This window comes from Streptomyces albiaxialis (assembly GCF_039530985.1).
GTDB lineage: Bacteria > Actinomycetota > Actinomycetes > Streptomycetales > Streptomycetaceae > Streptomyces > Streptomyces albiaxialis.
The window spans coordinates 269,115-283,078 of sequence record NZ_BAAAPE010000022.1 but is presented as its reverse complement, the minus strand read 5'-3'; the positions used below and the strand labels follow the sequence as shown (position 1 = coordinate 283,078).

General features: G+C 71.3%; 12 protein-coding genes and 2 pseudogenes. 6 read left to right on the top strand and 8 right to left on the bottom strand.

Annotation, left to right across the window (positions count from 1 at the left end; translation table 11 throughout):
- Together ABD343_RS36220 and ABD343_RS36215 are read right to left on the bottom strand one after the other, a co-directional pair.
- Window positions 1–264, bottom strand: a pseudogene (locus tag ABD343_RS36220) (serine/threonine protein kinase); the annotation flags it as partial.
- A 20-nt stretch (window positions 265–284) separates the two neighbouring features.
- Window positions 285–1,571 (bottom strand): MFS transporter, encoded by a 1,287-nt coding sequence (locus ABD343_RS36215; RefSeq protein WP_344534477.1) that lies wholly within the window; start codon window positions 1,569–1,571, stop codon window positions 285–287.
- A 97-nt stretch (window positions 1,572–1,668) separates the two neighbouring features.
- Here ABD343_RS36215 and ABD343_RS36210 point away from each other — a divergent pair, with 97 nt between their 5' ends.
- Window positions 1,669–2,577, top strand: coding sequence for a LysR family transcriptional regulator (locus tag ABD343_RS36210; RefSeq protein WP_344534475.1), 909 nt, complete (start codon window positions 1,669–1,671; stop codon window positions 2,575–2,577).
- 84 nt (window positions 2,578–2,661) lie between these two features.
- Window positions 2,662–3,531, top strand: coding sequence for a proteasome subunit beta (prcB, locus tag ABD343_RS36205; protein ID WP_344534473.1), 870 nt, complete (start codon window positions 2,662–2,664; stop codon window positions 3,529–3,531).
- Between the two features lie 39 nt (window positions 3,532–3,570).
- Here the strand turns inward: prcB and ABD343_RS36200 are convergent.
- Window positions 3,571–3,752: pseudogene (locus tag ABD343_RS36200) on the bottom strand (carboxymuconolactone decarboxylase family protein); the annotation flags it as partial.
- Between the two features lie 105 nt (window positions 3,753–3,857).
- Between ABD343_RS36200 and pdxR the strand changes: the two are divergent.
- On the top strand, window positions 3,858–5,303 hold the full coding sequence (gene pdxR, locus ABD343_RS36195; RefSeq protein ID WP_344534471.1) for a MocR-like pyridoxine biosynthesis transcription factor PdxR: 1,446 nt from the start codon (window positions 3,858–3,860) through the stop codon (window positions 5,301–5,303).
- Window positions 5,304–5,530: 227 nt separating this feature from the next.
- On the opposite strand, the gene ABD343_RS36190 is transcribed toward pdxR, so the two are convergent.
- A complete protein-coding gene (locus ABD343_RS36190) occupies window positions 5,531–6,610 on the bottom strand; it encodes a peptidoglycan-binding domain-containing protein (protein ID WP_344534469.1) in 1,080 nt (359 codons plus the stop codon).
- A gap of 354 nt (window positions 6,611–6,964) precedes the next feature.
- On the opposite strand from ABD343_RS36190, the gene ABD343_RS36185 reads away from it, so the two are divergent.
- Window positions 6,965–7,984 carry a LuxR C-terminal-related transcriptional regulator gene (locus ABD343_RS36185; RefSeq protein WP_344534467.1) on the top strand — a complete coding sequence of 340 codons (1,020 nt, stop codon included), beginning with the start codon at window positions 6,965–6,967 and terminating at the stop codon, window positions 7,982–7,984.
- Between the two features lie 12 nt (window positions 7,985–7,996).
- On the opposite strand, the gene ABD343_RS36180 is transcribed toward ABD343_RS36185, so the two are convergent.
- Window positions 7,997–8,833: a carbohydrate ABC transporter permease gene (locus tag ABD343_RS36180; protein WP_344534465.1), complete on the bottom strand. Its 837-nt coding sequence runs from the start codon at window positions 8,831–8,833 to the stop codon at window positions 7,997–7,999.
- A gap of 152 nt (window positions 8,834–8,985) precedes the next feature.
- Here ABD343_RS36180 and ABD343_RS36175 point away from each other — a divergent pair, with 152 nt between their 5' ends.
- Window positions 8,986–9,624 (top strand): LAETG motif-containing sortase-dependent surface protein, encoded by a 639-nt coding sequence (locus ABD343_RS36175; RefSeq protein ID WP_344534463.1) that lies wholly within the window; start codon window positions 8,986–8,988, stop codon window positions 9,622–9,624.
- A 107-nt stretch (window positions 9,625–9,731) separates the two neighbouring features.
- Here the strand turns inward: ABD343_RS36175 and ABD343_RS36170 are convergent, their stop codons facing one another.
- Both ABD343_RS36170 and ABD343_RS36165 read right to left on the bottom strand, forming a co-directional pair.
- On the bottom strand, window positions 9,732–10,619 hold the full coding sequence (locus ABD343_RS36170) for a carbohydrate ABC transporter permease (RefSeq protein ID WP_344534461.1): 888 nt from the start codon (window positions 10,617–10,619) through the stop codon (window positions 9,732–9,734).
- A complete protein-coding gene (locus ABD343_RS36165; RefSeq protein ID WP_344534459.1) occupies window positions 10,616–11,977 on the bottom strand; it encodes an ABC transporter substrate-binding protein in 1,362 nt (453 codons plus the stop codon). Before ABD343_RS36165 ends, ABD343_RS36170 begins: the two co-directional genes overlap by 4 nt.
- A gap of 167 nt (window positions 11,978–12,144) precedes the next feature.
- On the opposite strand from ABD343_RS36165, the gene ABD343_RS36160 reads away from it, so the two are divergent.
- Window positions 12,145–12,864 (top strand): DUF4232 domain-containing protein, encoded by a 720-nt coding sequence (locus tag ABD343_RS36160; protein WP_344534458.1) that lies wholly within the window; start codon window positions 12,145–12,147, stop codon window positions 12,862–12,864.
- 39 nt (window positions 12,865–12,903) lie between these two features.
- Here ABD343_RS36160 and ABD343_RS36155 read toward each other — a convergent pair whose 3' ends face one another.
- Window positions 12,904–13,959, bottom strand: coding sequence for a chitinase (locus tag ABD343_RS36155; protein ID WP_344534456.1), 1,056 nt, complete (start codon window positions 13,957–13,959; stop codon window positions 12,904–12,906).
- Between the last annotated feature and the right edge of the window lie 5 nt (window positions 13,960–13,964).

The window sequence follows — 13,964 nt, the reverse complement described above, 5'->3', positions numbered from 1 at the left end:
CGGAGTCTCCCCGTCCGTCCCGTGATCGTGCACCGCCACGATGTGCGGACTGTCCAGCGCGGCGGCCGAGCGGGCCTCGCGCTGGAAACGGCCCAGCAGCTCCTCGTGGCTCGTGTCCTCGGAAGCGCCCCGCCGCGGCAGGAACACCTTCACGGCCACGTCCCGGTCCAGCTCGGCGTCGCGCGCCCGCCAGACCTCCCCCATACCGCCCGAGCCGAGCAGTTCCCGCAGCTCGTAACGGCCGTTCAGCAGACGACCTCTCATGGGCACAGGTTAGACAGGGCTCATGACAGGGACGCGACGACAGATTCACGGTCCTGTCCCGTCCGCCGTCCCGCCGCCCCCGCGTCGCCGTCGTGCCGCGTACGCCCGGACCCGGGGCCCCGGGTACGTCCGCCCACGGCCATCACCACCAGCGCGACCGCGGCGAGCGCCGCGCCCAGCCACAGGACCGTACGGAGCGGGGCCCCGTCGACCACGCGCCCGCCGGTGAACGCGCCCAGCGCGATGCAGGCGTTGAAGACCGAGGCGAAGAGCGCGCCCGCCGGTTCGCGGGAGCCGGGCGCCGTGGCGAGCATCCAGGCCTGGCCGCTGACGGAGACCCCGCCGTAGGCGACGCCCCACAGGAGCAGCACGGCGACGGCGAACGGCGTGAGTCCGCCGCCCAGCGCCAGCAGCGCCGTCGCCAGCGCGATGCCCGCGCTGAGCGTGAGCAGTACGGCGCGGGGCGCGCGGGTGGCGACCGCGCCCGCGCCGAAGTTGCCCGCGATGCCCGCGACCCCGTACGCCAGCAGCACCACCCCGATCAGCCCCGGGGCGACACCGGAGACCTTCTCCAGCACCGGGCGTACGTAGGTGTAGGCGGCGAAGTGGCCCGTCACCAGCAGCGCGAGGAAGACGAGGCCGAGCCGCAGCCGCCGGTTGCCGAAGAGCCGGAACAGCTCGCGCGGGCGTACGGGCGCCTCCGGCGGCAGCGAGGGCAGCAGCAGCGCCAGCGCCGCCGTCACGGACAGCGCCAGCCCGGTGGCGGCGGTGAACGCCATGCGCCAGTCGGTGAGTTCTGCGAGCATCGTGCCCGCCGGGACCGCGAGCACCGAGGCGAGCCCGATGCCGCTGAAGACGGCGGATATCGCCGCGCCCGCCGAGCCCGCCGGCACCAGGCGCACGGCCTGGCTCGCGGCGACGGCCCACACGCCGCCGAGCGCCACGCCGACGGCGACGCGCGCCGCCAGCAGCACGCCGAGGGAAGGGGCCGCGGCGGAGAGCGCGTTGGCAGCGGTCAGCAGGGACATCAGCAGGACGAGCGCGGTGCGGCGGTCCAGCCGTCCGAGGAGCAGGGGCACGGCGGGCGCCGCGAGCGCGGCCGTCACACCGACGAGGGTGACGGTCAGCCCGGCGACGCCCTCGGTGATGCCGAGCCCCTCGCTCATCGGGGTCAGGAGGCCGACGGGGAGCATCTCCGTCGCCGTGATGGAGAACGTCGCGGCCGTGAGGGACACGACCGCGAACCATTCGCGCGCCGAGGCGCGGCGCGAGGCGGCTTTCCGGGTGTCGGGGGTGGTTTCAGACATGCCCCCAGCCTTGGCCGTACGACCAGCGGGAACAACGGCGAAGTCCTCATCCTTCCATGAGCGGGGCTCATCGATCGCGATCGTCACGGGAGGAACAGTGGGTACCGCCGCAGCCGAGGTCCGCGCGCTGGAGATCAGGGAGCTGGAGTGCTTCCTCGTGCTGGCCGAGGAGCTGCACTTCGGCCGCGCGGGGGAACGGCTGTACGTCTCGCAGAGCAGGGTCAGCCAGCTTCTGCGCTCCCTGGAGAGCCGCATCGGCGCGCGCCTGGTCGAGCGTACGAGCCGTTCCGTCGCGCTGACCCCGCTCGGGCAGCGATTCCTGGACCGGCTGCGTCCCGCGTACGGGCAGCTCGCGGCGGCCGTCGACGACGCGCGAGCGGCGGCGCGGCGCGTGGCGGGCGAGCTGCGGCTCGGCTTCCTGGGCAGCGGCAGCTCCCGGATGACGGAGGCCCTCGCGCTCTTCCATGCCCGGCATCCGGCGGCGGAGTCGACGGTCGCGGAGGTGACCATGGCCGACCCCTTCGGCCCGGTGCGGCGGGGCGAGGTGGACGCGGCGATCGTGCTGCTGCCCGTGCGCGAGCCCGACCTGGAGCTGGGCCCGCGCTTCGAGCGGCAGCCCTGGACCCTCGCGGTCTCCGTGCGGCACCCCCTCGCGGGGCGGCCCTCGCTCTCCGTGGAGGATCTGGCCGACTGCCCGCTGATCGCCTCCGCCGAGCCCGCCCCGCCGTACTGGCGCGACCACCAGGCCCCGCGCGTCACGCCGGGCGGCCGCGCCGTGCCGCGCGGGCCGTCCGTCACCACGCTCCAGGAGGGCCTGGCGACGGCCGCGGCGGGCCGGGGCGGGATGCTGCTGTGCCGCCCCACGGCCGAGACGCACGCCCGTAAGGACGTGGCGTTCGTGCCCGTCGCGGGCCTCCCGCCGTCCGAACTGGCCCTGGTCTGGCCGAAGGGCGGCGACACCGCGCTCCTGCGGGCCTTCGCGGAGGCGGTGGCGGATTCGGCGTAATCTCCGTGGGCCGGGGTATGGTGCGCCCGCAGGGGAGATCGAACTTGTGCGCCCGCGCGCGGGCCCGCACGGGGAGGGGTTCGCATGGCTCGTACGGCTCACGGCGAGAACGGTCCGCACGGGGTCGGCGGTCTGCCGCCCGCGTTCCTGACGGCGGGCTCGTCGTCGTTCCTCGACTTCCTGTCCGTCCAGGCGCCCGAGCTGCTGCCCTCGGCCCGCGCCGCCGCCCTGCCGTCCTCGCACGGCGGGTTCGAGGCCCCGCACGGCACCACGATCATCGCCGCCGTCTACGAGGACGGGGTGCTGGTCGCGGGCGACCGGCGCGTGACGATGGGCAACGTGATCGCCCACCGCGAGTACGAGAAGGTCTTCCCCGCCGACGAGCACTCCGCCGTCGCCATGGCCGGGACCGCCGGTCTCGGCGTCGAGATGATCCGCCTCTTCCAACTGGAGCTGGAGCACTACGAGAAGGTGGAGGGCGCCCAGCTCTCCCTCGACGGCAAGGCGAACCGCCTCACCACCATGATCCGGGGCAACCTCGGCATGGCCATGCAGGGCCTCGCCGTCGTCCCGCTCTTCGCCGGGTTCGACGTCCGCGAGGGCAAGGGCCGCATCTTCACCTACGACGTGACCGGGGGCCGCACCGAGGAACGGGACTTCGCGGGCACGGGCTCCGGCTCGATGTACGCGCGGGGCGCCCTCAAGAAGCTGTACCGGTCCGGCATGGCCGAGCGCGACATCGTCACGGCCGCCGTCCAGGCGCTCTACGACGCGGCGGACGACGATTCCGCCACCGGCGGCCCCGACCTCACCCGCAAGCTCTTCCCCCTCGTCGCCCTCGTCACGGAGGACGGCTACCGCCGCCTCCCCGACGAGGAGGTCGCCGCCATCGCCCGCGAGGTCCTGGAATCCCGCGCCGAGTCCCCGGACGGGCCTACGGCGCCGGTGGTCTGACGCCCCGCACCGTCACCCCGGGATCAGGCGCCGGTCATGTCACCGGGCCTTCCGCTCGTCGGTGCCCGCGACCTTGGCGGGGCGGTGCTCAGGGCGATGCGGTTCCAGGTGTTGATGGCGAAGATCAGCGCCAGCGGATGGGCCAGCTCCTCCTCGTCGAAGTACTGGGCTGCACGGGCGTAGACGCCGTCCGGGACGCCGCCCTCGGCGAGGCGGGTGACCGGGGGTTCGCGGGGGTCGTGGGGTGCGCGGGGTGCGTCGTGTGCGTCGTCTGCGTCATGGCCATGAATCTACGGAGTAAAAGACCCCCGGTAGAGTTCACTTTCATGTCGGAATCCTGGGTCAATTCCGCCGAGCGCATCGGCGCCGACCTGCATCTGCGGCTCCCGCGGGAGGGCAGCCGCCAGGCCGCGCTGACCGGCGCGCTGCGGGACGCCGTCCGCGAGGGGCGGCTCGCCCCCGGCACCCGGCTGCCGCCGTACCGCTCGCTCGCCGCCGACCTCGGCCTCGCCCGTAACACCGTGGCCTCCGCCTACGCCGAACTCGTCGCCGAGGGCTGGCTCGTGGCCCGCCAGGGCTCCGGGACGCGCGTCGCCGAGCGTGCCGCACCGCCCCGGCCGGTACGGGTGCCGAAGCGGGCGCCCGTACGGGAGGGGGCGCGGCGCGGGCCCGTCCACAACCTGCGGCAGGGGCAGCCGGACGCCTCCTCGTTCCCCCGCTCCGCCTGGCTGGCCGCCGCGCGCCGGGCGCTGAACGCGGCGCCGCACGAGGCCTTCGGCCCCGGCGACCCGCAGGGGCGGCCCGAACTGCGCGAGGCGCTCGCGGAGTACCTGGCGCGGGCGCGCGGCGTACGCACCGCGCCGGACCGGATCGTGATCTGCTCCGGCTTCGTGCATGCGCTGCGGCTGCTGTTCGGCGGCGTCGCCGGTACGGGCGGGCGCGGGGTGCTGCGGGGGCGGCTCGCCGTCGAGTCGTACGGGCTGACGTTCCACCACGGGGTGCTGGAGGAGTCCGGCGTCCGTACGGTGCCGCTGGCGCTCGACGAGGACGGGGCGCGGACCGGCGAGCTGGGCGCGCTGGAGCGGGTGCGCGGCGCGCTGCTCACGCCCGCGCACCAGTTCCCGACCGGCGGTCCGCTCCACCCGGAGCGGCGCAACGCCGCCGTGGACTGGGCCCGTACGCACGACGGGCTGCTCCTGGAGGACGACTACGACGGCGAGTTCCGCTACGACCGCGAGCCGGTCGGCGCGGTACAGGGCCTCGACCCCGAACGGATCGTCTACCTCGGCTCGGTCAGCAAGAGCCTCAGCCCGGCGCTGCGGCTGGGCTGGATGGTGCTGCCCGAGCATCTCGTCGGGGCCGTGGTCGGGGTCAAGGGCGAGCGCGAGGCGTGGGCGAGCGTGCCGGACCAGCTCACGCTCGCCGAGTTCCTCGCCTCGGGGCGGTACGACCGGCACGTGCGGAGGATGCGGCAGCGGTACCGGCGCCGGCGCGACCAGCTCACGGCGGCGCTTGCGGGGCACGCCCCGCACGTCGAGGTCACGGGTATCGCGGCGGGGCTGCACGCGGTGCTGCGGTTGCCGTCGGGGACGGAGGCGTCGGTGCTGAAGGCTGCCGCGTGGCAGGGGGTCGCCGTCGACGGCCTCGCGTCCTTCCGGCACGCGCGGGCGACGGGCCCGCACCCCGACGGTCTGGTCGTCGGCTACGCCACCCCACCCGACCACGCCTACGCCTCCGCCCTCGATTCCCTGTGCCGAGCCCTCCCGTCCTAGTGCTGGCCCCCTCAGGGGCGCGGGGCTGTATTCGTTGTGCGGCTCCGCCGCGTGGGCGCGCCCGGTCACCACACACCGGGGCCTGCCCCATCAGGGGCGCGGGGAACTTCGCGACAAGCCACGACGCACTCGCAGCCTGCGAAGCACACAGCGGGGCACCCCGAACCCAGCCCAGAAGTCCGGGGCACATGGCAAGCGCAGGGGAGGGAGGAGCGCACCTTGGGGGGTTACTTGAGGCAGACTGAGGCGCCCCAGGTGCGGGCGAAGGCGGCCAGTTGGCCGCTGGTCACCCAGACCAGCTTGTTGTGCTTGCTGCTGGAGTCGGCGACCTGGTACTCGCCGGACTCGGCACTGTGGTCGAGGAGGGCGATCCAGTGCAGGGTGGAACCGGTGGAGCGGCCGTTCCACTCGGCGCACACCGCGAGGTCGCCGCCGAGCATCGACACGCCGCCGGCGCGGACCGTCGAGAGCGCGTCGTCGAAACCGCCGGTTCCCGCCCGGTCCACACCGATCCGCTCGAACCCCGCGACCAGGCCGACCTCGTCGCCGATCTGGCCGGTGCCGCGGGTGTCGTCGGTCATGCGCAGCACGGTGCGGCGGGCGTAGTCGATGGCGTCGCCGCGGTGGGCGACGTCGGTCCACTTGCCGGGCTTGCGGCCCAGCCGCAGTTGGACCGAGACGAAGGCGGCCGGGCCGCAGTCGTAGGCCCACGTCGACAGCCCGCTGCCGGACTGCGCCACCAGCACGGCCTTGCCGTCCACCGGGCCGGGCCCGGGCTTCCGCGGCGGGCTGAACAGGAAGGTCCAGGTGGTGTGGTCGACGGTGCCGGACGCCTTCAGCTTGCACGTGGACTGGTACTTCTCGACGCTGGACGAGGTGAGCGGACCGAAGTCGCCGTCGACGGCCATCTCGTAGCCGCGTTCGACCAGCAGGGTCTGGGCCGCCCGGACGGCGCCGCGGTTGTCCGAGCCCTGTTCGGCGGTGGCCTTGCCGTTGTCGAGCATCTTCTTCATGGTGAGCGGCCCGGCCCAGCCGTCCTTGACCAGGCTGTGGGCGCCCTGGAACTTCGCGACCGACTTCTCGGTCACCGGGCCGTAGTACCCGTCGGCCGAGGTCTTGTGCCCGTATTCGGTCAGCAGGTGCTGCATCGCGGTGACCTCGGAGCCGGTCGAGCCCGGTCTGAGGTCCACCTCGCGCGGGGACGGAGCGGCCGCCGTCCCGGCGAACGCCTGCGCGCCGGGGATGCCGAGAGCGGCGGCGCCCGCACCGGCGGCTATGGACCTCAGGAGAGTACGTCGGGTGGGCATGGGTCGGGCCTTTCTCACGAGGGAATGGGGGGGCCGAGGCGCGGCCGGGTCGGTGTGACCAGGACTGTGGGGCGGGCCGCGCCCGGCTCGGTCGTGTGATCGCTGCGGCGGACATCCAGCGGCGTCGGCCTGCCGTCGACCCTAATGACCGGACCCCTGTCGTGGGGCTACGACTTCGACCGATTCTGGGGGCGGCGGGGCCTAGGTCTTCGGACTAGAGGCACACCCCACGCGGGCCGGCCCCCGTGCCGTCCGGCCGTCGCACCGGAAGGTCGGGGGAGCCCCCTGACGGCGTGGTTCGGGCTATCGTCGTTGCTCCGCCGCGGCCGCGACGCCAGTCACTGGAGGATCGCCTTGGAGAGGGAACTGCCGGAGACGGTGAGAGGCGCGCTGCGTCTGGCCGACCGTCAGTTGCGGATGCTGGCGCCCGACGACGTCAACGGGATGTGCGCCGCGGTCCGCCGGGCCGCGACCGCGATCGGGCCGGTCGAGACGTTCTACGTGGGCCTCTACCAGGGCGACAACACGCTGGTGCTGCCCTACATCTTCAGCGACGGTGAGCATCTCAGTGCCGATACCTCCCGGTTCGGCAAGGACGGGATGTCGCACTGGGTCAGGGCGAAGGCCAAGCCGTACCGGTACGCGTACGACGACGGCCGCCGTTGCCATGTCGGTGCCCCGATGGGGAACGGCGTCCTCAGTCGCGACGCGGTCGCGGTGCCGATGCTCGGGCCCGAGGACGACACGGTCATCGGCATGGTCAACACGCAGTCGCCCCACTCCGGCGTCTTCGACGACACCTTCGTGACGGCGTTGGAATGGCTGGCCCAGGCCTTGGCGCTGTCCCTGGAGGGCGGTGCCCGGCGGCAGGCGCGGGAGCGGCTGTACCGGAATTTCCCCGAACTGGACCCCAGTCGGCTCGACTTCCCGACCGACATGCTGCACACCGCGACCGACTGCCTGGACGAGGTGGCGGGCTCGGTGGAGACGCTGCAATCGCGCGTGGAACTGCTCGACGGGACGCAACTGCGGGAGGAACTGGGCCGGATCAAGGACCAGTGCCGGCTCGTCGGCACCGAGCTGGCGATGATGGTGCTGAAGATGCCGATGCCGCACGACCGTACGTACCCCGAGACGCTGACGGCGAGGGAGCGGGAGATCGCCGATCTGATCGCTCACGAGTCGATGACCAACGCGATGATCGCCCGGCGGCTTTTCATATCGGAGAAGACCGTCAAGGCGCACGTGAGCAGCATCCTGCGCAAACTGGGGATCCGGCAGCGTTCCGAGCTGGTGTGGTTCCTGGGGGAGAAGGCCGCCGAGCCCGCCCGGCCGTCGGCCCGGGAGCCCGGTGGTCCGAAGGAAACGGCCTAGCGGCCTCGCGGTCTAGCCCTTCACCGCGCCGCCCAGCGCGAAGCCTCCTCCCAGCTTCCGGGAGATGAGGACGTAGAGGAGGATCACCGGCGTCGAGTAGAGGATCGAGAACGCGGCGAGCTGGCCGTAGACGACGGCCCCGTAGTTGCCGAAGAACGTGAAGATGCTGACCGACGCCGGGAGCTGGTCCGGACTCAGCAGGAGCATGAAGGGGACGAAGAAGTTGCCCCACATCATCACGAAGCTGTAGATGCCGACGACCGCGATGCCGGGCCCCATCAGCGGCAGGATGACGCGGACCAGCGACTGGAACCACGACGCGCCGTCCGTCCACGCGGCCTCCTCCAGGACCTCCGGCACGCCGTCCATGAAGTTCTTCATCAGCCAGACGGCGAACGGGAGCTGCGAGGCCGCGAGGAAGAGCGCGGTGCCGTACATGGTGTCGATGAGGTTGATCTGCACGTACAGCCCGTACACCGGCACCATGACGGCCGTCACCGGCAGGCACGTCGTGAAGAGGATGCCGAGCAGGTACGGGCGGCTGAAGCGGGAGCGGAAGCGGGAGAGGGGGTACGCGGCGAGCGCCGCGCACACCACGGTGAGCGCCGTGGCGCCCCCGCACAGCACGAGGCTGTTCCGCATGGGGGTGAAGGTGATCTCGTCGGTGAGGACCGCCGAGAAGTTGTCGAGGGTCGCGGACTCCGGCGGCCGTACGCGCAGCGTCGCCTCGGCGTCCACCGAGGCCAGTACGAGCCAGGCCAGCGGCACCACGAACGCCGCCGCGACGACCAGCAGTCCGAGGTCGGCGGCGATCCTCTGCCGCGTCCTCCGTGTGAAAACCCGCTTCATGCGGCCCCCAGCGCCGGGGCGGGACAAGTGATCGTTGGGAGGTAACAGCGGGATATTCCGGGGTCGTTGTGTTTCGCGTGGCTGAGGGGAGTACCGTGCTGTCGCCGCCGTGTGTGCTCTCCACACGGCGTGGCCCTATCGGAAGGAAGAACATGACAGCACTGCGCCGAAGGTGGCAGCGGTCGACGGCGATCGTGGCGACGGGGGCGGCGGCTTTCCTCGGCACGGCGATAGCCGCGACGCCCGCCCAGGCCCACAGCAAGGACTGGTCGGTGGACTGCTACGCGGTCTCCGTCGATCTGACGAACTACAGCAAGGAGAAGGACAACAAGCTCACCATCACGGCCGGTGAGAAGTCCCTGCTGCACACCGCGTTCAAGGGTGAGTTCCACAAGAAGATCGACCTGCCGAAGCACAGCAAGGAGCTTCCGGTCACCGTCAAGGTGACGGCCGGGGACGACGAGAAGTTCTCGTGGGAGGACTCGAAGAACTCGCCGGTGTGCGAGAGCGAGTCGCCCTCGCCCTCGCCGACCGAGTCGAAGCCCTCCGAGCCCTCGCCGAGCGCGTCCACCAGCGCCTCGCCGAGCCAGAGCGCCAGCGAGAAGCCCGCGCCCAGCTCGCCGGAGACCTCCAGCAGCGCCCCGGCGGCCAAGCCGCAGACCGGTGGCGGTGAGGACCTGGCCGAGACCGGTTCCTCCAGCAACACCCCGATGATCGCCGGGATCGCGGCCGCCGTGGTCGTCCTCGGTGGCGCCCTCGTGGCCTTCGCCCGCAAGCGCCGCTCCTCGTAGGACCGACACCCCCGTACGGTCCTGCACTTGCAGTATCTGCACCACCTGAACCACCTGCCCGGCGGCCCGCCCCACCCGGCCGCCGGGCGCGGCATGTCCTGCGTACGTCACCGGACCTCCTCGCGCATCAGCCGCAGATAGACCACCGAGAACAGCGCGCCCACCAGGAGCAGCAGCAGGGCCACGGCCGTGCCGTAGCCGATGAGCGACTTGGTGAACGCCTGGTCGTACATGAACACCGGCAGCGTCTCGCTGCGGTGTGCCGGGCCGCCCTTCGTCATGGCCCAGATGAGCCCGAAGACGGAGAGCGTCTGGAGGGTGTTGAGCATCAGATTGGTGCCGATGGAGCGCCGGATCATGGGCAGCGTGACGTGCCAGAGCCGCTTCCAGCCGTTCGCGCCGTCGACCTCGGCGGACTCGGTGACCTCCTTCGGGATCTCGGAGAGCGCGGCGGAGTAGACGAGCATCGAGAAGGCCGTGCCGCGCCAGACGTTCGCGAAGGACACGGCGAGGATGGGCAGGCTGAACATCCAGTTCTGCTCGGGCAGCCGGAGCCAGTCGAGGATCGCGTTGAGCTGGCCGTCCTTGCTGAAGAACGTGTAGAGCAGGAAGCCCGCCACGATCTCCGGCAGCACCCACGCGCTGATCACGATCGCCCCGGTGAGCGAACGTACGGGCCGCGAGGCGCGCTTCATCAGCGCGGCCAGCGCCAGCCCCAGCGTGTTCTGGCCGACGATCGACGAGAGCAGCGTGAAGACGAGCGTGAGGACGACCGCGTTGCGGAAGTGCTCGTCGCCGAACGCGCGCGTGAAGTTGTCGAAGCCGACGAACGACGAGGACTCCTGGCCGGTGAGCTGGAGGTCGGTGAACGCGATCCAGACGCAGTAGCCGATCGGGCCGACGAGGAAGAGCAGCAGCAGGACGGTCGCGGGGGAGAGGGGCAGCCAGCGCCAGTAGCGCCGGGGGCCCCTGGCCGAGGCAGTGGTGGCGCTCACTTCTCGGTGACCGCCCCGTCCGCGATGCCGTCGAGTTGCTCGTCGTACGCCTTCTGCGCCTCCTCGGGCGAGGAGTCACCGGTCGCCACGGCCTCCGTCGCCTCGGTGATCGCCGTCGAGACCTGGGGATAGACGGGCAGCGCGGGCCGGTAGTGGGTGTGCTCGACGCGGTCGGTGAAGAACTTGATGCCCGGCATGGACTTCAGATAGCGGGGGTCCTTCGCCACGTCCTCGCGGACGGCGACCTGGGAACCGCGGATGCACCACTCGACCGCGTTCTCCTTGGTCTGCATGGTCCGGATCATCTTCCAGGCCAGGTCGGGGTTCTTCGACTTCTGCGGGATCGCCCAGGTCCAGCCGCCGGACATGCTGACCTCGCCGGGCGCCTGCCCGTCCTGGGTGGGCATGGGGGTGAGCCCCATCGTCTCCTTCCACTCCGGCCAGGGCTTGCCGCCCGTCTTGATCCAGTTCTGGCTGAGCCAGGAGCCGTCCAGCGCGATGGCGAGCTTGCCCTCGGGCAGGAGCTGGGTGACGACGTCGGTGGAGACGTTCGCGTCGACGACCTGCTCGTCCTCGGGGCCGAGCTTGTCGCCGTAGAGGGTGTCGAGGAAGTCGAGGCTGTCGCGGAAGCCCTTGCTGCCCTTGACCCACTTCTTGCTCTTCGGGTCGTAGAGCGGGTCCTTGCCGGTGCCGTAGAGCAGCATCTCGAAGCCCTGCATGGCGGTCGCCTCGCCCGCGCCCTTGCCCGCGAAGACGTTGAGCGGGATGACGCCGGGGACCTTCTTCTTGAGCGTACGGGCCGCTTCCAGGACCTCGTCCCAGGTCTTCGGCTTCCAGTCGGCGGGCAGCCCGGCCTTCTTGAACAGCTTCTTGTTGAACCACAGGCCCCGGGTGTCGGTGCCGTCGGGCACGCCGTACGTCTTGCCGTCGGCGGCGCTCGCGGCGCGCTTGGCCGCGGGCTCGAACCTGTCCCAGTCCTTCCACTTGGCCAGGTAGTCGTCCAGCGGGCGCAGATAGCCGCTCTTGATGTCGGAGTTGATGAGGAAGGTGTCCTCGTAGACCAGGTCGGGCGCGGTCTTCGGGGAGCGCATCATCTGCTGGATCTTGGAGTAGTAGTCCTGCTGGGGCGCCTGGATGGGGACCAGCTCGACCTTTTTGCCCTTGTTCTGCTTCTCGAACTTCTTCGCCACGAACTTGATGTAGTCGTCGCGGAAGGTGACCTTGTTGTCGGTCTCCTTGTGGAAGGCGATCTTGATGGTGTTCTTGTCGCCGCTGCCGGAGCCGCCGCCGCAGGCGGTCAGCGTCCCGGCGGCGAGGATGCCGGTGAGGGTGAGGATCAGTGGAGCGGTGGGGCGCACGGCACGACCTCCTCGGGCCAGGCTGGTGACCGTACGGTGGCGCCTGGCGGGCCGCGAGGTCAATACGCCCGTGACAGAACGAAGACGTCGCGGGAGACCGCTCGTAACTCGTTGCGGGATACAAAGAGTTCAGACCACACGCACCACATTGCTTCTGGGGGAACACCATGAAGTACACCCGCACCGCCGCTTTCGCCGCCCTCGGTGTCGCCGCCGCCCTCTCGCTGACCGCCTGCGGAGGGGACGACTCGGGGAGCGACGCCTCGGGCAAGAGCAAGACCGGCTCTTCGTCCTCGTCCTCCTCCTCGTCCTCCTCGGGCGGCGGCTCGTCCGACGGGGGCTCGTCCGACGGGGGCTCGTCCGACGGGGGTTCGGGCGGCTCGCAGGCCGGGGGCGCCAAGACCGGCTCCGGCTCCGGTTCCGGCGAGGACACCGAGGCCCGCGCCGCGAAGAACGGCGCGGGCCAGGACGGTCAGGGCGTCAAGTACTGCGAGACGGCCGGTCTGTCGATGACCGCGACGGACGAGGGCACCGACCAGGAGAGCGGCAACGTCGTCGTCACCATGACGAACACCACCGGGGCCACCTGTTCCGTGTCCGGCTTCCCGACCGTCAGGCTGACGGACGCCGACCACACGACGAGCGCCCCGCTCAAGCGCGACAACAATCAGCCGCGCATAGCGGTCCTGAAGCCCAACGAGAAGGCCGTCTTCAACATCTCGTTCGACAAGTCCAAGGGCGGTGAGCCCAACGACTCCGACCCGGTCGAGCTCCAGGTGACGCCGCCGCACGGCAAGGGCTTCACGAAGCTGCACTGGCCCGCGGGCGCGATCAAGGGCATGTCGAACGCCACGGCCCTGGTCCACCCGATGCACGCCAACCCGTAAGCACGGCGCCCGCGTGCGGCCCCGGCCGAAACGGGGTGACTAGCCGCCGTATCCGGCCAGGATCTTGGAGAACTCCCACTCCTTCTGGTCGATGCCGCTGCACGAGTCGCCGGGGCTGCCGCCGCCCGCGCAGGAGCGGTCACGGTTGACCGCCCAGAAGCTCACCCGGGAGAGCTTCTTGGTCTTCGCCCAGTCGACGATCTCCTGGAAGTCCGCCGGGGAGACGGACTCGCCCTCGACGTCCGTCTTCCCGTTCATCGAGGAGAGCCCGGACTTCGCGTAGGCCTCCTCGTCCGAGAGGCCGTACGCGGCCTTGACCTGGTCCTTGAGGCCGTCCACCGCGGACTTGGTCGCACCGGCCATGTCCGTGGTGCCGTCGCCGAAGTCGAACGGCATGACCGTCCAGGCCGCGACGTCCAGCTTGGCGGCGGCGCCCTTCTTGATGAGGTCCTGGCCGTTCTCGTTGGGGCCCTTGGTGGTCGTGCCGAAGGTCAGGTAGATCTTGATGCCGTCGTTCTTGTCCTGAACGATCTTCAGCGCGTCGATCACCCGCTGTCTGACCTCGGCGTTCTCGACCTCGCTGGCCTCGATGTCGATGTCGATCGACTTGAGCCCGTAGGCGTCGATCACCTTCTGGTACGCGGCGGCCAGCTCCTCGGGGCTCTTGCAGGCCTCGCCGAGCTTGTTGCCGCTCCAGCCGCCGATCGACGGCGTGATGTCGCCGCCCGCCTGCTGGACGGCCTTGATGGTCTGCTCGTCCTGGCCGCCGGTCAGCGGGCGCTGCCCGTCCCAGGCGGGCGCGCAGCCGCCGTCGGACAGGATGAACGCCATCGTGAGCTGCTCGGTCCCGGTGTCCTGCATGAACTTCGTGGCCTCGGGCGGGTTGCCCCAGCCGAGGTAGAGGTAGGGGCCGTTGAGGCCGCTGGCCGCCGCCTTCGTCTGTGTCTCGCCTTCCGGGGCCGCCTGCGCGGTCATGGCGAGGGCGCCGCCCGTGGTGAGCAGCGCCGCGGCGCCCGCGGCGAGCGCGATCCGGCGGCGGGCCCGGTTCCTGCGGCGGTGCGAGGAGCGCGGGGAGTGGGGGGAGTGGGGGGACACGTCGA

What these genes read in the sequence shown, in the direction of transcription:
- ABD343_RS36215 (WP_344534477.1), bottom strand. Translation starts at nt 1,571, where the DNA reads ATGTCTGAAACCACCCCCGACACCCGGAAAGCCGCCTCGCGCCGCGCC.
- prcB (WP_344534473.1), top strand. Translation starts at nt 2,662, where the DNA reads ATGGCTCGTACGGCTCACGGCGAGAACGGTCCGCACGGGGTCGGCGGT.
- pdxR (WP_344534471.1), top strand. Translation starts at nt 3,858, where the DNA reads ATGTCGGAATCCTGGGTCAATTCCGCCGAGCGCATCGGCGCCGACCTG.
- ABD343_RS36190 (WP_344534469.1), bottom strand. Translation starts at nt 6,610, where the DNA reads ATGCCCACCCGACGTACTCTCCTGAGGTCCATAGCCGCCGGTGCGGGC.
- ABD343_RS36180 (WP_344534465.1), bottom strand. Translation starts at nt 8,833, where the DNA reads ATGAAGCGGGTTTTCACACGGAGGACGCGGCAGAGGATCGCCGCCGAC.
- ABD343_RS36175 (WP_344534463.1), top strand. Translation starts at nt 8,986, where the DNA reads ATGACAGCACTGCGCCGAAGGTGGCAGCGGTCGACGGCGATCGTGGCG.
- ABD343_RS36160 (WP_344534458.1), top strand. Translation starts at nt 12,145, where the DNA reads ATGAAGTACACCCGCACCGCCGCTTTCGCCGCCCTCGGTGTCGCCGCC.